Consider the following 21,143-nt stretch of genomic DNA (forward strand, 5'->3'; position numbering starts at 1 on the left):
GGTACCAATGAAACAAAGAGAAACTTTTAAATCAAGGCTGGGCTTTTTGCTGCTTTCGGCGGGCTGCGCCATCGGCATCGGCAATGTCTGGAGGTTCCCGTATGTGGTGGGAGCCAATGGCGGCGGGTTCTTCGTGCTGTTCTATCTGCTGTTCCTTGCCATTATGGGCGTGCCGGTGCTTTCCATGGAATTTGCTGTGGGGCGCGCCAGCAAAAAGAGCCCGGTAAAGGCATACCAGGAACTGGAGCGTCCGGGACAGAAATGGCATCTGCACGGATATGTGGCGCTGTTTGGAAACTATATGCTGATGATGTTCTATACTACGGTGGCGGGCTGGATGCTGTACTATTTTTACAGCTTTTTTACCGGAAGATTTACCGGACAGACGACGGAAGGCGTGGCGGCTGCGTTCGGTGAGATGTTAGCCAGCCCGGGAATCAATGTGTTCTGGATGGTGCTTGTGGTCATAGTGGGTATCTTTATCTGCTCTATGGGACTCCAGAAAGGTGTGGAGCGGATCACCAAATGGATGATGATCGGCCTGTTGTCCCTGATGGTGATCCTGGCAGTCCACGGAGCGTTCCTGGAGGGCGGCACCGAGGGCCTGAAGTTCTATCTGCTGCCGGACATCGGCAAGATGAAAGAAGTGGGCATAGGAAATGTGATCGTGGCGGCCATGAACCAGTCCTTCTTTACCTTAAGCCTGGGTATCGGAGCCATGGCGATCTTTGGCAGCTATCTGGGCAGGGACAATACCCTGCTGGGTGAGGCGGTCAATGTGGCGGTACTGGATACGTTTGTGGCGATCACCGCGGGACTTATCATCTTCCCGGCGTGTTTTGCATTTGGGGTGAGCCCGGACAGCGGGCCGAGCCTGATCTTTATCACCCTGCCGAACGTATTTATCTCCATGCCGGGCGGAAGAGTATGGGGAAGCCTGTTCTTCCTGTTCATGTCTTTTGCGGCTTTCTCCACAGTGATCGCGGTGTTTGAGAATATCCTGGCCTGTGATATGGAGCTGTTTGAGATCGACCGGAAAAAGTCGGCGTGGCTGAATCTGGGGCTGATCATCCTGCTGTCCCTGCCCTGTGCTCTGGGCTTTAATCTTCTTGCGGGCTTTGAGCCGCTGGGAGCGGGAAGCGCGGTGCTGGATCTGGAAGATTTTATCGTCAGCAACCTGCTGCTGCCGTTGGGATCTTTGATCTATCTGCTGTTTGCTACCTGGAAGAGCGGCTGGGGCTTTGAAAAGTATCAGGCGGAGGCCAATCAGGGGGCAGGCCTTAAGGTGCCGTCCTGGATCCGTTTTTATGTGAAATACATTCTTCCGATCATGATCCTTGGATTGTTCCTGGAAGGGATCTGGTCAAAGTTTTTTGCGCATTGATGATCTGGAAATGATGGGAGAGCAGTCGTTTTAGGAAATTATTATGTAGGATTGGGAGGTTTAACAATGCTGGTTCAAGGTGGGGGAAGGATTCTAAAAGAGTTTACGGAGCGGAATTATCAGGAGAATTTTCTGGAGGTGGTTCCCGGGATCTGGCATATTGCCAGTGTGGGGCACAGCAATGTGATCGTGATCGAGGGGGAGAACGGGGTGATCCTGGTGGATACCCTGGATACGTTGGAGCGCGGTCAGCGGGTGCTTGATTTTATCCGGGAGAGGATTGGAAAAGAGGTTAAGACCATTATCTATACCCATGGACACCCGGATCACAGGGGCGGCGCGGGGGCATTTACCGGCAGCGAGCCGGAGATCATTGCCTTTGAGCCGAAGACGCCGGTGCTTGCGCGGACAAGGGAGCTGATGGATGTCCAGAACCTGCGGGGAGCCCGCCAGTTTGGTTACGGGCTTACGGATGAGGAGAATATCTCCCAGGGGATCGGGCGCAGGGAGGGCATGGTGTATGGAGAGCACCGGGCCTTTGTACCGCCCACTACCCTCTATGCCCAGGACCGGGTGGAGCGGGTGATCGACGGCGTGGCTCTGGAACTGGTGCGCGTGCCGGGTGAGACGGACGACCAGATCCTGGTGTGGCTGCCGGAGAAGAAGGTGCTCTGCTGCGGGGACAATTATTATGGATGTTTCCCGAACCTCTATGCGATCCGGGGAAGCCAGTACCGTGATATTGCCATGTGGCTGGACAGCCTGGAGACCCTTCGGTCCTATCCGGCGGAGTATCTGCTGCCGGGACATACGGCTCCGATCTATGGCAATGAAAAGATCCGGGAAGTCCTGGGGAATTTTAAGGACGCTATTGAGTACATATTGTCTGAGACGTTAAAGGGCATGAATGAAGGGAAGAGCTGTGACCGGCTGGCAGCGGAAATCCGGCTTCCGAAGCAGTATGCGGACCTGCCTTATCTGGGGGAGCATTACGGCTGTGTGGAGTGGACGGTGCGGGCGATCTATATGGCTTATCTTGGATGGTTTGACGGGAATCCTACGAGCCTGCATCCTCTTGAACCGAAGGTGCGGGCAGAGAAAGAGATCGGTCTGATGGGCGGAGCGGCAGCGGTTTTGGAGGCTGCGGGAAAGGCATTTGCAGGGGAAGAGTACCAGTGGTGCCTGGAGCTTTGTGATATGCTGATGGAATGCGGCGGAGAAATTGGTAAGGAGGCCGGACGTTTGAAGGCGGACGGGATGATGAAGCTGGCGGAGTATGAGACCAGTGCCAATGGGCGGCATTATTATATCTGCTGCGCGAAGGAACTGCTGGCCGGGGAGTAAGGCTGTGGAGGGCTAAGGATCCCCCGGTACGGCAGTAAAAAGTTTCTGTGTCTTCCTGTCTTCGACAGAACAGGGCCGGAGTCATGTGGCTATCGGACAGCGCATAGTGCGCGCAGTCCGCTATCCGCACGACTCCGGCCCTGCTCTGTCTGCGAACGGAAGGACACTTGGAAAGCTTTTTACTGCCGTACCGGGGGATTCTTAGCCCGGCGACGGTACTGGCGGGAGCAGAGAGGGGGATGTGATTTAATTTATTTGATTTATTGGTGCTCGGCGAGCCAGGAGGTTATCTCGTCGTCTGATGTGCTGCCGCTGAATCTTTGGCCGGGAAGCCAGGTGCCGCTGCCTGCCTGTTTGGCAAGGTGATCGCTGCTTTGTCCGATTCCGCTGCCGCCGGAGGTGCAGAAGGGGATGATGGTTATGCCGTTAAAATCATGGGTTTCTACAAAGGTGCTCATGATGCGCGGCGCGTCTCCCCACCAGATCGGATATCCGAGATAGAGGGTTGTGTATCCCTCCAGGGACAGGGGATCACTGCTGATCTGCGGGCGGGAATCCGGGTCGTTCATCTCGCTTGTGGCACGGCTCTGACTGTCGCTGTAGTTTAAATCTGCTTTGGAATAATGCTCTGCGGGGAGGATCTCATATTGATCGGCTCCGGTAAGGGCAGCGATCTTTTCCGCAATGCTTTTGGTTGTGCCGGTCGCGGAGAAGTATGCAACTAAGGTATCTTTTTTGGCGGGTTCCGTGCTTATGGGTTGTGTTGTTTCAGGCACCGCTGTTGCTTGTGCTGCCCAAGACGGCTCTACGGCGTTTGCTGAAGCGGCTTGTGTCTGCTGTGCGGAAGGGCCTTCGCCTGCTAAGGCTTTGGCGTTCTGACAGGCTGTGGCTCCCAGGGTGATGCAGGCGGCAGTGATTAAGACCACGATCTTACTGATATGTTTCATGGTGTTTCCTCCAGTCATGGTTTGTGTTAATGGGGGATATGGTGGTTACAGCCACTTGGAGGCCCAGGCTGCAAGTTCTTTGCCGGATGGGTTGGCACCAAACCGTTTGCCGTCGGCTACGTCTGCGCCGGGCGCCAGCGACTGCATGTTCCTGCCGGAACTGCCGATGGGGCTGCCGCCGGAGGTGGCGAAAGGCACGACGGTCTTTTGGCTTAGATCATATGCTTCCATAAAGGTGTCGATGATGGAAGGCTCTCTGTACCACCACACCGGGAAGCCTACAAACACCACATCGTACTGGTCCATATCCTCCACCCTGGTACGGATACCTGGACGGCAGCTTTTGTCATTCATCTCTACGGAACTGCGGCTTTTGCTGTCCTGCCAGTCAAGGTCGGCGTCTGTATAGGGAATCTCCGGCTCAATCTCAAATAAATCTGCGCCGATCTCTGCGGCCAGTGTTTTCGCCAGCTTTCGGGTCACTCCACTTGCACTGAAATACGTGACTAATGCTTTTTTCATTGAAAAATCCTCCTTATGTTTTCATTGACTTTCATAGTTCTGTCTACTACAATGAGTGTAAGTTGATAATACTACTTAAAGTTAACTTTAAGTCAATAGGTGTTTGTGAAAATTTTGGAAATTATTTTGGGAGGAGATTATTATGCTGTATACAGTTGGCGAGATGGCAAAGGTCATGGGGCTTCCGGCCTCTACGCTCCGTTATTACGATCAGGAAGGCATCCTTCCTTTTGTGGAGCGTTCCAATGGAGGAATCCGCATGTTTGCTGATAAGGATTATGAATGGCTGAAGGTGATTGAATGTCTGAAGAAATCTGGCCTGTCGATTAAAGAGATCAGGGCTTATATGGATATGGTAAGCCGCGGCGACGATTCTCTTGGGGAACGGCTGGAGTTGTTCCGATCCCGTAGAGAAGCAGTGCAGAGACAGATGGAGGAGATGATGGCGACGCTTAAGATCCTGGAATTTAAATGCTGGTATTATGAGGAGGCCATAAAGGATGGGACCGAGGCGCGGGTCAGCTCGCTGCCGATCGAGGGGCTTCCGGAGCAATTTCAGGGTGTCAGGAAAGAGATGAGGATTGCCTGCAAAAATGAAACCGCATAGGCGGGGTGCTTATGATAAGAATAAAACATACGAAAGGACCATTCCATTATGATAGCCTGTGTCGATGACAAAAAATATCAGGAAATGAAAAATTACCGCAGGACTTTTTTAGAATCCGGAAATATTGATCCTCATGTCAGGTCTTTTGTGGCTGAGTCCTGGAAACGCTGCCAGCAGTATGACGTCTCAGAATCCTACACAGTCCAAAAGCTTTCGGGTGGGGAGCGTGACAGGCTTTTAAAAGAAAACCATGCTTTTATCAAAGCGGCTCATCCGGTTATGCAGAAACTCGTCAGCCTGACCGAAGGGACGCAGTATGTCATCACGCTCCACAACCGGGAGGGATGGATCCTGGATTATCTTTTTGCCGGGGATAATCCGGTGTTTTCCGCGCGCGGGTTCGACGTCGGCACCCTATGGTCCGACGCGACCATCGGCACCTGCAGTTCCTACTTAAGTACGCTTCACGATACGGAGATCCAGTTGATCGGGCATGAGCATTACAATGAGCGGATGCAGGAAATGGTCGGCACCGCCGCCCCGATCCACGGCTGCGACGGAATTGTGATCGGCTGTATCAACATGTGCGGGCATTACTCCAACGGGAATATCCACACGCTGGGGCTGGTCAAGATGGCAGCCCTGCTGATCGAATCAACCGCTGCATATACCCGTTTGTCCCATGTGGCAAGTGATACATTCGACATTCTTCCGGAAGGTATCGTGGTGCTGGATGAGAGCTTCCGCGTGCAGCAGGTTACCCTTCAGGCTGCCGCCGTCTTAAAGATGTCCCAGAAGGCTGTCCGCTCCCTGGATTTTAGAAGGCTGTTTCCAAAAGAAGATTTTTCAGCCCCTTTTTCTTATCCGGAATATGAGCTTTCCCTGCCTGATGGACATCAGCTCACCTGCAATGTCCAGGTAACGCCGGTCTTCTCTGAATTGCACCTGCGTGAAACCGTCATCATTTTCCGCGAGAGCAGGCGGGTCAACCGCTATACCAGCCGGATGAGCGGCAACCGGGCAAGCTATCATTTTGAAGATATTATCACGCAGGATGACAGGATGCTGGCGCAGATCGATATGATGCGGGATATTGCTGATACGGACTGCTGCGTTTTGATCGAGGGAGAGAGCGGTACCGGAAAGGAACTGTTTGCCCATTCCCTGCACAATGAGAGCAGCCGCAGAAACGGCCCCTTTATCGCTGTGAACTGTGCGTCTCTGCCGCGGAGCCTTGTGGAGAGTGAATTGTTCGGTTATGAAAAAGGGGCGTTTACAGGGGCGCGCAGCGAGGGGAGCCCTGGAAAGTTTGAACTGGCAGACGGCGGAACTATTTTTTTGGACGAGGTGGGCGAGCTGCCGTTGGAGATCCAGGCTACTCTGCTGCGGGTGCTGGACAATCACAAGGTGATCCGGATCGGGGGAAGGACGGAGAAGAACCTGGATGTAAGGGTGATCGCGGCCACCAACCGCAATCTCTATCAGGAAGTGCAAAACGGCAACTTCCGAAGCGACCTTTTCTTCCGCATCAATGTACTCCAATTTGACATCCCGCCCCTGCGGGAGCGCGGGGCCGACATCCCGCTTCTGGCACATACATTTTTAGACCAGATCAATGAAAAGGGGGATTCCAGGAGAAAGGAACTGTCTTTGCAGTTTCTTGACCGTATCGCCCGTTACCAATGGCCCGGCAATGTCAGGGAACTTCAAAATACGGTGGTACGCGCATATTATGCATGCAAAGGGACCGTGATCACGGATGATGAGCTGCCGGGCAATATTAAGGACGCTGTATTTATAAATCCCGCGGCGCGGGAGGAGCGGGCTGTCCGTTCTGCACCGGATTTCACCGGGATCCTGGCGGATGCTGAAAAACAGGCGGTGACGGATGCCTTAAAAAGCAGCGGCGGTGATGTCGCGAAAGCGGGAGAACTTTTAGGGATCAGCAAAGCAACCGTCTATCGCCGTATGAAGAAATACGGGATTAGCCTGAGATAGATTTTCTCATATTTGATAAATACTGATACAAATATATCGTTAATGATTCTATAACGTTCTGCAAATGCGGCCGGGGGGATTTTTTTCTCCAGCCGCATTTGTTTTCTTACAAATATTTTTATTACTTCTCACCAAACACTTCCCGGATAATCTGGTACTTTTTTATAAAAAGACAGCTCCTGCCTTTATTGTGAAAATTTTGGCACAGAACTTGCTCTTATTTTTAGTGTGCGATAACACAAAAGGAATAGGAGGTTTGATATGGTTTTGAATGACGATACCGGACTGGTCATCAACGTCCAGCGGTTCACGATCCATGACGGACCGGGGATCCGCACGGAAATTTTCCTGAAAGGCTGTCCCCTGCGATGCCGCTGGTGCAGCAATCCGGAAAGCTATGAAAAATTCCCTCAGGTCGGAATCTATGAAAACCAGTGCATCGGCGTCACAAAATGCGGCCTGTGCCTGCAGGCATGTCCTTTGGCTGATCAGGGGGCGCTGGTGGTGGAGGACGACCGGGTCATACGGATCGACCGCTCTGTCTGCACCAATTGCCTGAAATGCCAGGATGCCTGTCCCGGCAGGGCCATGAAGCTCTGGGGGGATGTCATGACTGTAGATGACTGCATGAAGATCATCCTGGGCGACCGGATCTATTACGAGCGATCCGGGGGCGGGGTGACCTTGTCCGGAGGCGAGCCTTTGCTGCAAAAAGAGTTCTGTAAAAATGTACTGGGAAGATGCCGGGAGGAAGGTATCCATACCTGTCTGGAGACCGCCTTATATGTGGATCCCGGGACGGTTGACGAAATACTGCCTTTTACAGATCTGATCCTGACGGATTTAAAACATGTGGACAGCCGCGTTCACAGGGAACATACCGGTGTGGGCAATGAAAGGATACTTGGGAATTTAAAAAAGCTGTCGGTTTCCCGCGTCCCTTATATTCTCCGCATACCAGTCATTCCCGGTTTCAATGACAGCACAGGCGACATGGATGCCATGGGGGATTTTATCCTGCATGAGCTGAACAATACCGCCCTTCAGGTCCAGATCCTCCGGTTCCGCCCGATGGGCGATGAGAAGCGGGCGTCACTGGGAATGGACAATCCCATGGACGGGGTTCAGCCGGACCGTGCGGAGTTTGAGGCAAGGATCAAAGCTTATGTGTCCCATTTTACAGAGCGGGGTATCCCGGCGGCAGCCGGAAGCACTACGAAGACGAAGCAGTAAATTTATAAAAATTATTATATAAGGAGGAACCATCATATGCAAAAGTACACAACAACAGCCTGCGGATGCGATGCCGTCGACGAGCATTACGGCGTTGGCTACACAGAGAACAGAAAGGAATTATCTCCGTATCCGAGAATCAACCGGCTGCGCAAGGAGCATTTCAGCCAGAAGACAAGGCTGGATTCCCAAAGAATCCTGTATTACACAGAAATGTTCAAAAAATATGAAGGCGCATCTGCGCTGATCAAAAACGCCCGGGCGTTGGAGCACTGCCTGCTGAACTTCTCCCTGCAGTACTGCGAGGATGAGCTTCTGCTCGGCGATACCGGAGGCGGAAACTGGACGGCTCAGGTCTATCCGGAATTCTCCCTGGAATGGTTGTGTGATGAGCTGCGTGAACACAATCTGGGGGACCGGGTGAACTGCAAGGCCTATCACTCCGACCAGGTCAAGGAGGATATCTTGAGCTGCGAATCCTTCTGGAAAGGCCGGAATGTGAGAGACAAAGTAGAGGCAAGGCTTTCTGCCGAAGAGCTGAAGGGCAGCCAGCTGGGGAAGGGCGTTTTCTTCACAACGCTGTATCTGAGCCAGGGAATCGGGCACCATACGCCGGACTTCAACTACGCGCTCTGCTGCGGCTTCGGAGGCATCAAGAAAAACGTCCGCAGACAGCTTGACAAACTGGATCTGACCACGAGAGAGGGCCTGGAAAAGAGAGAGTTTTATAACGCGCAGCTGATCGTTTTGGAGGCGGCCTCCCGGTACTGCCAAAGATATGCTCAGTATGCAAAGGGACTGGCGGAACAACAGGCTGATCCTCGGCTTAAATCGGAGCTGCTCCGGATGAGCGCCAACTGTGAGCATATTGCCGAGGAGCCTCCCCGCGACCTGTGGGAAGCCCTCCAGCTGTTCCATTTCATCCATCAGATCGTGCTGATCGAATCCAGCGGGCATTCCGTTTCCTTCGGGCGGGTTGATCAGGTATTCCACCCGTTCTACAAGCGGGATTTAGACAGCGGAAGATTCACGAAGGAATTTATGCAGGAGCTGCTGGAGGCATTCTGGATCAAATCCTGCAAGATGGTAAAGATCACCGACACCATCCGGATCCCGGAAATGAAGGCTTCCGAGCGCACCTGGGGAGGCACCGCCCTGGTCCTTGGGGGCGTGGACCAGTTTGGAAATGATGCCACCAACGATCTGACGTTCATGTTTTTAGACTGCATTGCCCACACCAGGCTTGACGCGCCCTGGCCAATGCTCCGCTGGCACGATAAGATGCCGGAGGAGTTAAAGATCAAGGCAGCGGAAGTGATCCGGAGCGGAAACGGACACCCGAAGCTTTTTAACGACCGGGTTGCCATCGAAACCATGCGCAATAAAGGAAGATCGCTGGCGGAGGCGCGGGATTACACCATCGTTGGGTGTGTGGAGCCGGATTCTGCCGGATATGAATACGGCTGGCATGATTCCAGCTATTTCAATCTGGTAAAGGTGTTTGAACTGGCGATCAATAACGGCAGATGTATAAACTGCTCTGAGCGCTGCCCCAGATATAAGGTCTGTGGGGGCGCGGGAAAACAGCTTGGAATTCCAACGGGGACCCTGGCTGATTTTAAGACCTTTGATGAACTGAAACAGGCATTCCGCAGGCAGTTGAAGTACTGGGTTGACCAGATGGTGATGAACCTTGAAACCATCGACCTGGCACATCAGGAGGTCAAGCCGCTTCCCTATCTTTCCTGTTTTATCAATGACTGCACGCAAAAAGGCCAGGATGTAAGCTGCGGCGGAGCGCGGTACAACGGTTCCGGCCCTCAGGGCGTGGGGATCGGCACGGTCGGCGACAGCTTGAGCGTACTGAAACAGTTGATCTTTGAGGAAAACAAGGCGACAGGCGAGGAATTCCTTGACGCGCTCAAAGCCAACTGGGAAGGGCATGAGGTTCTCTATACGCTTGTCAACAGTGAAAAAGTCCATCACTACGGCAATGATGACGATTATGCAGATGAAATGGCTCAGTTTGTGTTCAACTCCTATTGTGAGGAAGTGGAGGACCGGATCACCGCCCACGGCGGCACCTATACGCCCGGCGTTTACTCGGTAACCCTGAACATTCCGTTTGGGATGATGACCGGAGCAACTCCTGACGGACGGAAGGCGACCGAGCCGGTTTCCGACAATATCGGGCCGGTACATACGGTTTCCGGTTCTCATGACAGGCTTGGCCCCACCGCCCTGACCAATTCGGTCGCCAAGTTTGACCATGCCAGAGCTACCAACGGCACATTGCTGAACATCAAGTTTGGGACAGAGACCATGTCCGGGGAAACCGGGCGGCAGAATTTTATTGATTTCATTGATTCTTATATGGCAGGCAATACCATGCATGTCCAGGTCATGACCATTGACCGGGAGACGATGATAGAGGCTCAGAAAAACCCGCAGGATTACGCGGACCTTCTGGTCCGGGTATCCGGGTACAGCGCCTACTTTGTGGATCTGGGCGTCAACCTGCAGAATGACCTGATTGCCAGGACGGAACAGTCTTTTGAATAACTATTTAAATGAAAGGAAGAAAACTTATGCAATTTCAATTTACCGCACCGAAGATCGTCTGCGCACCGGGCGCTTCCCGGAATATAGCCGGCCTGCTGCAGGCGGCAGGATGCAGCCGTATCCTCTGCATCTATGATAAAGGGGTCAAGTCAGCCGGTATTGTGGCGCCGGTTATTGAGGCAATAAAGGAAAAAGGAATCGAGGTCTGGGAATTTGATGAAGTGATGCCGGATCCGCCTGTGGCGGTCGTTGAAAAGGCAGTTCAGGCGGCGCGCGGTTCCGGCGCAGATGGGATCGTGTCCATCGGAGGAGGAAGCACGCTGGACACCGCAAAGCTGGCGGCGGCCCTGGCGGCCAATCCCGGTCCGGTCTCGGATTATTATGTCAGGGATTCCATTGTTAATCCGCCCCTGCCGCATTTTGCCATTCCGACCACATCAGGGACCGGGAGCGAAGTGACTCCCGCTGCGGTGGTGAGCGACCCGGAGCTGGGACGCAAAGTCACCCTGGTCGATTCTAAGCTCGTGCCGCTTTACGCCATTCTGGATCCATTGCTTACGCTTGGCCTGCCGGGGCATATTACGGCGGCAACCGGAATGGACGCCTTATCTCATGCGGTGGAGAGCATGACCAGCATCCGCCACAATCCCATGACCGATGGGATCGCGCTCGCGGCGATCCGTCTGATCGCCAGATATCTGCCGGACTGCGTAAAGAACGGAGAGGATGAATATGCACGGGCCCAGATGATGACCGCCTCTACTATGGCGGGCATGGCCTTTGGCAATACCTGCGCCCATGTGGGCCATGCGTTTGCCCATGCTATGGGGGCAAAATGGCATATTCCTCATGGAACGGCCTGTGCGCTGGCCCTTCCCTTTGCGGTCCAAAACTGTAAGGAGATCGCCTGTGGGCAGATCGCTGATATCAGCAGGGCAGTGGGGCTGGAAGGCGGAGGCAGTTCCCCGCAGGAACAGGCAGACAAACTGGCAGGCTGGATTATGGGATTCTCATCCTCCATCGGTATTCCCAGTTTGAAGAAGTTGGGAATCAACCCTGAAGATCTCGAGGATATCACTCGGATGACGCTGGAAGAAAAACCGCTGATCCTGCTCTCCGGCGTTTTAGTCACCCCGGAAGACTGCCGGGCTTACTATCAGACTCTTTTTATGCAGGAGGGCTGACCGGCGGCCCGATCCTGTTTGGCGGGGCCATGATCCATAGACTTATGCATAGACTTATGACAGGCAGATGCTTTTACGCACCTGCCTGTTTTTTTGTGCTGCCATACAGGATCACCAGGACGGATGCTTATATTTGAATCCGGAAAATCATAATTTGGGGACAATTGGGAATGCTAGGAGCAGAAGGAAGCTGACATTTTGACCAAAAACAGGTGCGCTTTCTTAGATGATATGCTGAAAATGAGCATGAAACGGAATTTTATGGAAAATGATATTGACGAAATGATGGAATCATATTATGATATAGCCATAACATGAAATTAAATTTCACAACAACAAGGAGAGATGAAGTATGATTTACACAGTAACATTTAATCCGGCGTTGGATTATGTAGTGAGAGTAGATCAATTCACTCTGGGAGCGGTGAACCGGACGGTGCAGGAACATATCTTCTATGGGGGCAAAGGCATCAACGTATCGGCAGTTCTCGCGAATCTTGGATTTGCAAACACGGCGCTCGGGTTTGTGGCAGGATTCACCGGGGAAGAGATTGAGCGGGGGGCAAAGACCCTGGGATTCGACAGTGATTTCATTCACGTGAAAAAGGGCATGTCCCGGATCAATGTGAAGCTGAAGGCGGAGGATGAGACGGAGATCAACGGCATCGGGCCGGAGATCCTGGCGGAGGATGTACAGGAGCTGTTTGGAAAGCTGGACCGGCTGGAGCAGGGGGATGTGCTGGTGCTGTCGGGAAGTATCCCCTCCTCTATAAGCGATACCATTTATGAGGAGATCATGGAACGGCTGGACGGCAGAGGGATCCGCATCGTGGTGGACGCCACAAAGGAGCTGCTTTTAAATGTGCTCCAGTACCATCCGTTTCTGATCAAGCCCAACAACCATGAGTTGGGGGAAATGTTTGGTACCGTGTTAAAGACGGAGGAGGAGATCGTGCATTATGCGAAGGTCCTCCAGGAGCGGGGAGCGGTCAACGTACTGATCTCCATGGCGGGAGACGGGGCGATCCTGATCGCTGAAAACGGTGAGATCTATAAGAGAAAACCGCCGAAGGGCGTTGTGAAGAATTCTGTGGGAGCCGGTGATTCCATGGTTGCGGGATTTGTCGCAGGATATTTAAAGTCCGGGGACTATGAGGAAGCCCTGAAGCTGGGAACAGCGGCAGGAAGCGCCAGCGCTTTTTCCGACGGGCTGGCATCGGGCGAAGCGATCACGGCATTGTATGAAAAAATCTGATGGAGGGCTGAGATGAAGATAACAGAGCTTTTGAAAAAGGAAAGTATTGAGCTTGGCGTGAAGGCGGCGGATAAGGAAGCCGCCATAGACCGTCTGGTGTCCCTGATGGAAAAGGGCGGCAGGCTGAATGACCGGGCAGGCTATAAGGAGGGAATCCTGGCAAGGGAGAGCCTTGGCAGTACGGCGGTCGGGGACGGCATCGCCATACCCCATGCAAAGGTAGCGGCTGTGAAGGAGCCGGGGCTTGCGGCCATCACCGTGCCGGACGGCGTGGATTATGAGGCTTTTGACGGTTCTGCGGCAAACTTGATCTTCATGATCGCTGCGCCGGACGGGGAGGCGGACACCCATTTGGAGGCCCTTGCAAAGCTGTCCACCCTGCTGATGAATCCGGGATTTAAGGATGCGCTGGTCGCTGCGAAGTCAAAAGAGGAATTTATGAAGATCATCGACGACGCGGAGCGGGCACGTTACGAGAAGAAGGAAGCTGCGGATGGCGCGGGCAGCAATGCAGCAGATGCAGCAGGCGCAGGCAGCAGCGCGGCGGGAGCAGGCAGCACTACAGCGAGCGCAGGCGGCAGTGCGGCAGGTGCAGGCGGCAGTGCGGCAGGAGCAGGCGGCAGCGCAGCAACAGCAGCAGGCGGTGCATCGGGTTACCGGGTGCTGGCAGTGACAGCCTGTCCCACAGGGATTGCACATACCTTCATGGCCGCGGAGAATCTGGAGAATACAGGGAAGAAGCTGAACGTTCCTTTAAAGGCAGAGACCAACGGTTCCGCCGGAGCGGACAATGTATTGACGGCAGCGGAGATCGAAGCTGCGGAGTGCATTATCATTGCGGCGGATAAGAATGTGGAGATGGCCCGGTTTAACGGCAAGCCGGTCATCCAGGTTCCGGTCTCCGAGGGGATCCACCACGCGGAGGATCTGATCAAACGCGCTGTGAGCGGTGAAGTCCCGGTCTATCATCATGCAGGTTCCGGCGATGGGGCGGGAAGCAGCTCAAGGAGCGGTGCCGCAGGTGGCAGCGGTGCGGGCGCTTCCGATGGGATTGGAAGGACCATTTACAAACATCTGATGAACGGTGTTTCCCATATGCTGCCGTTTGTGATCGGCGGCGGTATCCTGATCGCGCTGGCATTTTTATTTGATAATTATGAGATCGATCCGTCCAACTTTGGTAAGAACACGCCGCTGGCAGCGTATTTAAAGACCATCGGTGAGCAGGCGTTCGGAATGATGCTCCCGGTATTGGCCGGATATATTGCCATGAGCATTGCGGACCGTCCCGGTCTGGCGGCTGGTTTCGTAGGCGGCCTGATCGCGAAGATGGGCGCGACCTTTGCAAACCCGGCGGGCGGCGATGTGAACGCCGGATTCCTGGGGGCTCTGTTTGCAGGCTTTGTAGGCGGTTATATTATCCTGGGCTTGAAGCGGTTGTTCAGCAAGCTGCCCAAATCCTTGGAAGGCATCAAGCCGGTGCTTCTATATCCGGTGATCGGTATCTTCCTGACAGCTGTGGTAACGACCTTTATCAATCCTTATATGGGTATGATCAACGACGGTCTGACCGGTCTGTTAAACAGCATGGGCGGCACCAGCCGCGTAGTGCTTGGCATGGTAGTGGCAGGAATGATGTCCGTGGATATGGGCGGCCCGGTGAACAAGGCGGCTTATGTGTTTGGTACGGCGCAGCTTGCAGAGGGCAACTTCGAGGTGATGGCTGCCGTTATGGCGGGCGGCATGGTCCCGCCGCTGGCGATCGCGCTGTGCTCCACCTTCTTTAAAAAGAAATTCACGGAGAAAGAGCGCCAGTCCGGCCTTGTAAACTATATCATGGGATTTTCCTTTATCTCCGAAGGAGCAATCCCCTTTGCAGCTCAGGACCCGCTGCGTGTGATCCCTTCCTGCGTTGTCGGTTCCGCTCTGGCGGGCGGCCTGTCCATGTTCCTGGGCTGCACCCTGCGGGCGCCTCACGGCGGTATCTTCGTGCTGCCGACGATTGGAAATCCGCTTGGATATCTGGCTGCTGTCTTGATTGGTTCGGCAGTTGGTTGTATAATATTAGCAGCACTTAAGAAAAACGTGGAAGAATAGGAGATTATTATGATACGATGCTGCATATTTGATCTGGACGGGACCCTTTTAAATACGCTGGAGGCCCTGAACTACACTGTGAACCTGGTCATGGAACATTTCGGCTACGGCCCGGTGGACGAGGCCCATATGAAAAAGTTTGTGGGAGACGGTTACAAGATGCTCCTGGAACGGGCGCTGAAGTTCAGCGGCGACGAGGATCTGGTACATTTCGAGGAGAGCCAGGGCGTGTACATGGAGCAGTTCGCAAAGCATTCCATGCACAACGTAAGGCCCTATGACGGGATTCCGGAGCTTTTAAAAGGGTTAAAGGATCGCGGGATCAAAATTGCAGTATTGTCCAACAAGCCTCATAAGCAGACGGTAGAGAATATTGATACAGTTTTTGGCAAAGGTTATTTTGATTTTGTGGCCGGGGAGCGGCCGGATATCCCGAGAAAACCGGACCCGGCGGGCGTGCATCAGATCCTTGAGGAGTTTGGAGCCAAGCCGGAGGAATGCCTGTACTTCGGAGACACCAACACCGACATGAAGACCGGTCTTGGCGCAGGCGTGACCACGGTCGGCGTGACCTGGGGCTTCCGGGACCGGGAGGAACTGGAGAGCTATCATCCGCAGTATGTGATCGATGAGGCGAGGGAAGTATTTGAAAAGATAATCTAAATTGATTTTATGTATTTCAAGAAAAAAGAGGGGAGTCGGACAGACATTTAAAGAATGTTTGTCCGGCTCTGCTTTTTGGGTCAGTCATAGAGAATAGAAGGAAAAAAGCGTTGTTTTGCGCTGCATGATAGATGTACGAAAAGATTAAATAACTTTGATATGGTTTGATGCAGATATCCAGATTATTTATGGTATAACCGGTCTTTTCGTAGGCAGTAGGAAAATACTCCAGTGACTTTAACGCTTTTTTGATTTTGTTTGAAAAATTGTCTACATAGACATGATACTTAAAAGTAGTCAGAATGTAGTGATGGTTTTCATTAATGTCCAGAAGGGCATTTTTAGATATGAGAACCATGTATTTTTTTGGATTGTTCATAAATATTATATATTGTCAATCTCCTTCCATGCTTCTTCGATGGTATAAACCTCGCCACGTTGTATACTTCTGAAGCCTTTTTCCAGCTCTTCACACAAAGAAAGGGCTTCGTCACGTTCCCAGCCTTTTTATTGATTTGAAAGACGGAAATCTTCTTATAAGCCCTCATAAGTGTTTAAGGCACCATGAGAAAATGGCATAAAATCAAGGTTTTCCGCATATCGTCATGTATCTTGCTGTATCTCCGTACCAGGTGGTTTTGTAAGACCGGGCACCATTTGGGCACCTAGAACCTGTGTAGGATATTGTTTGAAAATCTCTTCCTTTCCATTCCGTTCCCATTTTTCAGAATGATTTTTAGATTAGCAAGCATAGGAAGAGGGTACCCTTTTCCTAAATTCTTTTTGCTGGGAAGTATCCCAAACCCTGCTTGTGTTTTCGCAAATGGTTATCCACTGTGAGACTTATCAAGAGAAGAGGAAAAGCAGAGGGGAATGTGGTGCGATAGAAGCCATAAAGCAATGCTCATGTGCGGTAAAGTAACACACAAGAATTTTATAGACAGCAACCCCTAGTCCCTAATTTGAGAGACCAGCTATAAAAAGTTGTATCCATATGGTAAAATAAAAACAAAAACATCAAGGTGGTAAACGCTTATGGAAATTCATGAAAAGCTGCAAGAACTTAGGAAACAAAAAAAATTAACACAAGAAGAACTTTCTGAAATACTGTTTGTTTCACGAACAGCCATTTCAAAATGGGAATCAGGGCGTGGTTATCCAAGTATTGACTCCTTAAAAGCAATTGCAGAATTTTTCGGGGTAACAATAGATGAACTGTTATCCAATAGAGAACTGATTTGTATTGCAGAAAAAGATAGTCACGAAAAAACACAGCATATGCGTGATTTAGTATTTGGCTTGATTGATTGCTCTGTTGGAATGTTGTTTTTTATCCCTCTTTATGGACAGCAAGGGGGCGAGATAATTCGTCAAGTATCTTTGCTATCGTTACAGGAAACATCATTGTTCATAAAAGCCACATATTTTGCAATCATTTTATTAACAGTTGCTTGTGGCATTGCTACATTAGCTTTGCAAAATTATTCCAGCATTATTTGGATAAAAACAAAGACTGTCTTATCTATGATATTGACTACCATTAGCGTTGTTATCTTTATTGCAAGCCTTCAACCTTATGTAGCCTTTTTTACATTTGTTTTGTTGATTATCAAGGGAGCTTTGCTGCTAAAACGCCCATGACACCAACCGTACCAATGATGTGACGATCAAATTATTACGTTTTTTTCACTCCAAAGTTAAAGTGTGATTAGGCAAGAGCCAAATACATTAATAACAAAGGAGCAAAGAAATGAAAGAAGAAAAGAAAAAAATTCAGAACAATTTTATTGTAGCTGCCGGACTGTTGGTTTTGTTCATTCTCTACACAGTGGCGATTATGTTTGTTGATGTGCAACCAATCGGCCCACAGGGTTCATCTGTCGGTTTTGCGGAAGTCAATCAATATTTTCATACGCTGTTTGGTGTGAATATGCTGCTATATAGTATAACGGACTGGTTGAGCATTGCTGTACTGTTTATCATGTTCGGATTTGCAATGTTAGGTCTTGTGCAACTTATAAAAAGAAAAAGTCTGTTTCGTGTAGATAGCAGTATTTTGGTATTAGGCGGTTTTTATGTGCTTGTATTTTTGGCATATCTCTTTTTTGAGTTTTTTGTTGTAAATTACAGGCCTGTTTTGATTGAAGGTGTTTTGGAATCCTCTTATCCGTCCTCTACAACAATGCTTATGATGTGCATTATGCCTACGGCTATTATGCAATTTCATTACTTGATTTCAAGCAAAAAATTAAGGAATATAGTAAATGCTTTTTGCGGTATCTATGCAAGTTTTATGGTCATTGGGCGGGTTTTATCTGGTGTGCATTGGTTTACTGATATTGTAGGTGGAATATTGCTTAGTGCAACACTTGTTATGTTGTACTATTCCACAAATCAGTTAGTAAATAGTAAAGCCAGCTGAGCAGGTCAACGGTCAAAATGAACGGGCTGCGCTCGCAGTTGACAGCCCCACCTGTCCTTACTGGTAGGCAATCAAGGGGCGACAGCAAGGACTGCTGCCGCCCTCTATATATCATAGAAAAACGTTACGCAGTAGAAGTTGATTAAGTTGCTATCTGCAAGGTTTTGCAGACACAGAACAGGGGGATAAGGGTTTTATACTCATCCCCCTCGCCAGTTACTTTTTGCCTGCCCCCAATGTTTTTTTATGCATTTCCTGCTTTTTTCTAAACTTTCCACTTGATTAATTCCGAAAAACGTTTATAATGTATATTTGTCAACAGAGTTTTTTATATTTATGCATAATATTCATTTTTAATGAATAAATGCAGTATGAGGAGGATTCAATTATGAAGAAGAAATTTTTAGCACTGACCCTGTCAGCATGTATGGTAGCTTCCCTGGCAGCCTGTGGCGGAAGCAAACCGGCGGAGACCACCGCTGCAACTGAGAAAGCAACCGAGGCAACTACCGCAGCAGGCGCTGAGGCAGGAAGCGAAGCAGAGAGCACAGAAGCGGCTGAGGCAGCGGCTGAGATCACCACAGTGGAAGCAGGCAAGCTGACTGTAGCCACCAGCCCGGACTTTGCTCCCTATGAGTTCTACGCGATCGGCGAGGACGGGACTCCGCAGCTGGCAGGTTTTGATATGGCTCTGGCCCAGTATATCGCAGATTATCTGAATCTGGAGCTGGAGGTTGTTACTGTAGATTTCGACGGCGTTCTGACCGAGCTGCAGACCAAGTCTGTGGATCTGGGCATGGCAGGCCTTTCCCCGGACCCGAAGCGTGAGGGGATCATGGACTTCTCCGACATCTATTACATGGGCGGACAGTCTCTGGTGACTGTAAAGGCAAACGCAGACAAATATAAATCTTTTGACGATACCAACAAACCGGAAGTTTCCGTGGGCGCTCAGACCGGTTCTATCCAGCTTGACCTGGCAAACACCAACAGCCCGGATGCAGATATCATTTCCCTGCCGAAGGTGACCGATATCATCTCTGAACTGCTGGCTGGCAAGATGGAAGTAGCTTACATCGAGACCGATGTGGCCAAGAGCTACCAGAAGAATTACCCGGAGCTGGAGATCATCATGGACGTACCGTATGAGCAGGAAGGTTCCTCCATCGGCGTATGCAAGGACAATGCAGGACTGCTGGCAGGCGTCAATGAGGCGATCGCTGCTGCAAAGGCAGACGGCAGCCTGGAGAAATTCATTGCCGACGCCAATGAGCAGGCATCCGGTGAGAAGTATGAAGGTCTGTTAGATGAGCAGGGAAATGTGCAGCAGTAAGACCCTGCGCTGAGTTTCCCTACGAAAGGAGCACCCTATGAGTCAATTCATTCAAATGGACAATTTTTCCAAGATCGCGCCCTACGCCAAGCTGTTCCAGCAGGGCATGATCGTTACGGTGCTGCTTGCGCTGTTCACGGTCCTGATCGGATTCTGTCTGGCGCTGGCGCTGGCGCTGATGCGGATGTCTAACGTCCGCCCGTTCCGCGCCCTTGGCATCGACAAGGACGGACACCTGAGGGAAAAAGGATTCCTGGCGCTGGTCAGCCGTTTTAACCCGCTGTCGTTTCTGGCAACGGCATATGTGGAGATCCTGCGGTCCACGCCTGTGATCGTGCAGGTATTCATCATATATTACGGCGTGTTCAGCATCGTACAGCTTCCGAATTTTCAGATGTTCGGCTTTATCAAGTTCAACCGCTTCTTCCCTGGCGTGGTGGCCCTGGGTATGAACTCCGGCGCGTATCTCTGTGAGATCATCCGCTCCGGTATCCAGTCCATCGACGGCGGGCAGACGGAGGCGGCGCGCTCCCTGGGACTTTCCCAGTGGCAGAACCTGCGCTATATCATTCTGCCGCAGGCGCTGAAGAACATCCTGCCGGCCATTGCCAATGAATTTGTGGTCATTATCAAGGAATCCGCTATCACCTACACCATTGGTGTGCAGGACATCATGTCTGCGGTGAATGCGGTCAAGGGTGCAACTTTCGTTATCATTGAACCTTTGCTGGTGGCAACGGCGATCTATTTCTGCCTGTGCTTCCCGACTTCCAAGATCATCGCATATTTTGAGAGGAGGATGAGCCGTGGCGACAAACGATAGCATGATCCAGGTAAGGGATCTTAAAAAGCATTATAAGTCAGGTACCATCAAGGCTTTGGACGGTGTGACCGTGGATATCAACAAAGGGGATGTGATGGCGGTCATCGGGCCGTCCGGTTCCGGCAAGTCCACGTTCCTGCGCAGCTTAAACCTGTTGGAGGAGCCTACGGGAGGCGCTATTATTTTCAACGGTGTGGACATCACGAAAATGAAATACACCGATGAAAACGGGCGCGTTGTGAAGGTGGATATCGACAGCCTGCGCCAGAAGATGGGCATGGTGTTCCAGCACTTTAACCTGTTCCCCCATATGACGATCCTGGATAATATGACTCTTGCGCCGATCAAGGTAAAGGGCATGGACCGGGCCGCGGCGGAGAAAAAAGCCCTGGAGCTTTTGGACCGTGTGGGTCTTAAGGACCGCGCGGGCGCATATCCGATCCAGCTTTCCGGCGGACAGAAGCAGCGTGTTGCGATCGTGCGCGCGCTTGCCATGGAGCCGGAGGTGATGCTGTTTGACGAGCCGACGTCCGCTCTGGATCCGGAGATGGTCGGCGAGGTTTTAGATGTTATGAAGGAGCTTGCCTTAGAAGGCATGACCATGGTGGTAGTCACCCACGAGATGGGCTTTGCCCGCGAGGTAGGCAACCGGGTGCTGTTTATGGCGGATGGGATGCTTGTGGAGGAAGGGACTCCCGAGGATATCTTTGACCATCCGAAGAACCCGAGACTGCAGGATTTCCTGGCAAAGGTTCTGTAAGCTGGCGCA

17 protein-coding genes are annotated in these 21,143 nt (G+C 51.6%); 15 read left to right on the forward strand and 2 right to left on the reverse strand.

The window, feature by feature from the left end:
• Positions 1 to 7 precede the first annotated feature (7 nt).
• Positions 8 to 1,384, forward strand: a complete 1,377-nt coding sequence (locus tag AB1I67_RS09560; protein WP_367029640.1) for a sodium-dependent transporter — start codon at positions 8 to 10, stop codon at positions 1,382 to 1,384.
• A gap of 66 nt (positions 1,385 to 1,450) precedes the next feature.
• A complete protein-coding gene (locus AB1I67_RS09565; protein ID WP_367029641.1) occupies positions 1,451 to 2,728 on the forward strand; it encodes an alkyl/aryl-sulfatase in 1,278 nt (425 codons plus the stop codon).
• Positions 2,729 to 2,988: 260 nt separating this feature from the next.
• Here AB1I67_RS09565 and AB1I67_RS09570 read toward each other — a convergent pair whose 3' ends face one another.
• Both AB1I67_RS09570 and AB1I67_RS09575 read right to left on the reverse strand, forming a co-directional pair.
• Positions 2,989 to 3,675, reverse strand: coding sequence for a flavodoxin (locus AB1I67_RS09570; protein ID WP_367029642.1), 687 nt, complete (start codon positions 3,673 to 3,675; stop codon positions 2,989 to 2,991).
• 45 nt (positions 3,676 to 3,720) lie between these two features.
• A complete protein-coding gene (locus tag AB1I67_RS09575; protein WP_367029643.1) occupies positions 3,721 to 4,197 on the reverse strand; it encodes a flavodoxin in 477 nt (158 codons plus the stop codon).
• 142 nt (positions 4,198 to 4,339) lie between these two features.
• Here AB1I67_RS09575 and AB1I67_RS09580 point away from each other — a divergent pair, with 142 nt between their 5' ends.
• The 13 genes from AB1I67_RS09580 (at position 4,340) to AB1I67_RS09640 (ending at position 21,134) form a co-directional block, all read left to right on the forward strand.
• The gene (locus AB1I67_RS09580; protein WP_367029644.1) at positions 4,340 to 4,804 is read left to right on the forward strand and encodes a MerR family transcriptional regulator; all 465 of its coding nucleotides are present in this window, start codon (positions 4,340 to 4,342) and stop codon (positions 4,802 to 4,804) included.
• 48 nt (positions 4,805 to 4,852) lie between these two features.
• Positions 4,853 to 6,802 (forward strand): sigma 54-interacting transcriptional regulator, encoded by a 1,950-nt coding sequence (locus AB1I67_RS09585; RefSeq protein WP_367029645.1) that lies wholly within the window; start codon positions 4,853 to 4,855, stop codon positions 6,800 to 6,802.
• A gap of 261 nt (positions 6,803 to 7,063) precedes the next feature.
• Entirely contained in the window at positions 7,064 to 8,035 is a 972-nt protein-coding gene (locus tag AB1I67_RS09590) for a glycyl-radical enzyme activating protein (protein ID WP_367029646.1), read from the forward strand.
• 36 nt (positions 8,036 to 8,071) lie between these two features.
• Positions 8,072 to 10,597, forward strand: a complete 2,526-nt coding sequence (locus AB1I67_RS09595) for a pyruvate formate lyase family protein (RefSeq protein ID WP_367029647.1) — start codon at positions 8,072 to 8,074, stop codon at positions 10,595 to 10,597.
• A 26-nt stretch (positions 10,598 to 10,623) separates the two neighbouring features.
• Entirely contained in the window at positions 10,624 to 11,781 is a 1,158-nt protein-coding gene (locus tag AB1I67_RS09600) for an iron-containing alcohol dehydrogenase (protein ID WP_367029648.1), read from the forward strand.
• A gap of 352 nt (positions 11,782 to 12,133) precedes the next feature.
• A complete protein-coding gene (gene pfkB, locus AB1I67_RS09605; RefSeq protein WP_367029649.1) occupies positions 12,134 to 13,036 on the forward strand; it encodes a 1-phosphofructokinase in 903 nt (300 codons plus the stop codon).
• Between the two features lie 12 nt (positions 13,037 to 13,048).
• The gene (locus AB1I67_RS09610; protein ID WP_367029650.1) at positions 13,049 to 15,133 is read left to right on the forward strand and encodes a fructose-specific PTS transporter subunit EIIC; all 2,085 of its coding nucleotides are present in this window, start codon (positions 13,049 to 13,051) and stop codon (positions 15,131 to 15,133) included.
• A 9-nt stretch (positions 15,134 to 15,142) separates the two neighbouring features.
• Positions 15,143 to 15,796 (forward strand): HAD family hydrolase, encoded by a 654-nt coding sequence (locus tag AB1I67_RS09615; RefSeq protein ID WP_367029651.1) that lies wholly within the window; start codon positions 15,143 to 15,145, stop codon positions 15,794 to 15,796.
• 1,035 nt (positions 15,797 to 16,831) lie between these two features.
• Positions 16,832 to 17,437: a helix-turn-helix transcriptional regulator gene (locus AB1I67_RS09620; protein ID WP_367029652.1), complete on the forward strand. Its 606-nt coding sequence runs from the start codon at positions 16,832 to 16,834 to the stop codon at positions 17,435 to 17,437.
• 109 nt (positions 17,438 to 17,546) lie between these two features.
• A complete protein-coding gene (locus tag AB1I67_RS09625; protein ID WP_367029653.1) occupies positions 17,547 to 18,218 on the forward strand; it encodes a phosphatase PAP2 family protein in 672 nt (223 codons plus the stop codon).
• Between the two features lie 388 nt (positions 18,219 to 18,606).
• Positions 18,607 to 19,551 (forward strand): transporter substrate-binding domain-containing protein, encoded by a 945-nt coding sequence (locus tag AB1I67_RS09630; protein WP_367029654.1) that lies wholly within the window; start codon positions 18,607 to 18,609, stop codon positions 19,549 to 19,551.
• A 37-nt stretch (positions 19,552 to 19,588) separates the two neighbouring features.
• The gene (locus tag AB1I67_RS09635; protein WP_367029655.1) at positions 19,589 to 20,374 is read left to right on the forward strand and encodes an amino acid ABC transporter permease; all 786 of its coding nucleotides are present in this window, start codon (positions 19,589 to 19,591) and stop codon (positions 20,372 to 20,374) included.
• A 1-nt stretch (position 20,375) separates the two neighbouring features.
• On the forward strand, positions 20,376 to 21,134 hold the full coding sequence (locus AB1I67_RS09640) for an amino acid ABC transporter ATP-binding protein (protein WP_367032595.1): 759 nt from the start codon (positions 20,376 to 20,378) through the stop codon (positions 21,132 to 21,134).
• Positions 21,135 to 21,143 lie beyond the last annotated feature (9 nt).

The sequence above is a fragment of the Clostridium sp. AN503 genome, from assembly GCF_040719375.1.
Classification (GTDB): Bacteria; Bacillota; Clostridia; order Lachnospirales; family Lachnospiraceae; genus Brotaphodocola.

Excerpts from the sequence above, each read along its gene's own strand:
- AB1I67_RS09640 (WP_367032595.1), top strand. The coding sequence starts at position 20,376 with ATGATCCAGGTAAGGGATCTTAAAAAGCATTATAAGTCAGGTACCATC.
- AB1I67_RS09565 (WP_367029641.1), top strand. The coding sequence starts at position 1,451 with ATGCTGGTTCAAGGTGGGGGAAGGATTCTAAAAGAGTTTACGGAGCGG.
- AB1I67_RS09625 (WP_367029653.1), top strand. The coding sequence starts at position 17,547 with ATGAAAGAAGAAAAGAAAAAAATTCAGAACAATTTTATTGTAGCTGCC.
- AB1I67_RS09615 (WP_367029651.1), top strand. The coding sequence starts at position 15,143 with ATGATACGATGCTGCATATTTGATCTGGACGGGACCCTTTTAAATACG.
- AB1I67_RS09590 (WP_367029646.1), top strand. The coding sequence starts at position 7,064 with ATGGTTTTGAATGACGATACCGGACTGGTCATCAACGTCCAGCGGTTC.
- AB1I67_RS09570 (WP_367029642.1), bottom strand. The coding sequence starts at position 3,675 with ATGAAACATATCAGTAAGATCGTGGTCTTAATCACTGCCGCCTGCATC.
- AB1I67_RS09580 (WP_367029644.1), top strand. The coding sequence starts at position 4,340 with ATGCTGTATACAGTTGGCGAGATGGCAAAGGTCATGGGGCTTCCGGCC.
- AB1I67_RS09600 (WP_367029648.1), top strand. The coding sequence starts at position 10,624 with ATGCAATTTCAATTTACCGCACCGAAGATCGTCTGCGCACCGGGCGCT.
- AB1I67_RS09635 (WP_367029655.1), top strand. The coding sequence starts at position 19,589 with ATGAGTCAATTCATTCAAATGGACAATTTTTCCAAGATCGCGCCCTAC.
- AB1I67_RS09585 (WP_367029645.1), top strand. The coding sequence starts at position 4,853 with ATGATAGCCTGTGTCGATGACAAAAAATATCAGGAAATGAAAAATTAC.
- AB1I67_RS09595 (WP_367029647.1), top strand. The coding sequence starts at position 8,072 with ATGCAAAAGTACACAACAACAGCCTGCGGATGCGATGCCGTCGACGAG.
- pfkB (WP_367029649.1), top strand. The coding sequence starts at position 12,134 with ATGATTTACACAGTAACATTTAATCCGGCGTTGGATTATGTAGTGAGA.
- AB1I67_RS09575 (WP_367029643.1), bottom strand. The coding sequence starts at position 4,197 with ATGAAAAAAGCATTAGTCACGTATTTCAGTGCAAGTGGAGTGACCCGA.
- AB1I67_RS09610 (WP_367029650.1), top strand. The coding sequence starts at position 13,049 with ATGAAGATAACAGAGCTTTTGAAAAAGGAAAGTATTGAGCTTGGCGTG.
- AB1I67_RS09560 (WP_367029640.1), top strand. The coding sequence starts at position 8 with ATGAAACAAAGAGAAACTTTTAAATCAAGGCTGGGCTTTTTGCTGCTT.
- AB1I67_RS09630 (WP_367029654.1), top strand. The coding sequence starts at position 18,607 with ATGAAGAAGAAATTTTTAGCACTGACCCTGTCAGCATGTATGGTAGCT.
- AB1I67_RS09620 (WP_367029652.1), top strand. The coding sequence starts at position 16,832 with ATGGAAATTCATGAAAAGCTGCAAGAACTTAGGAAACAAAAAAAATTA.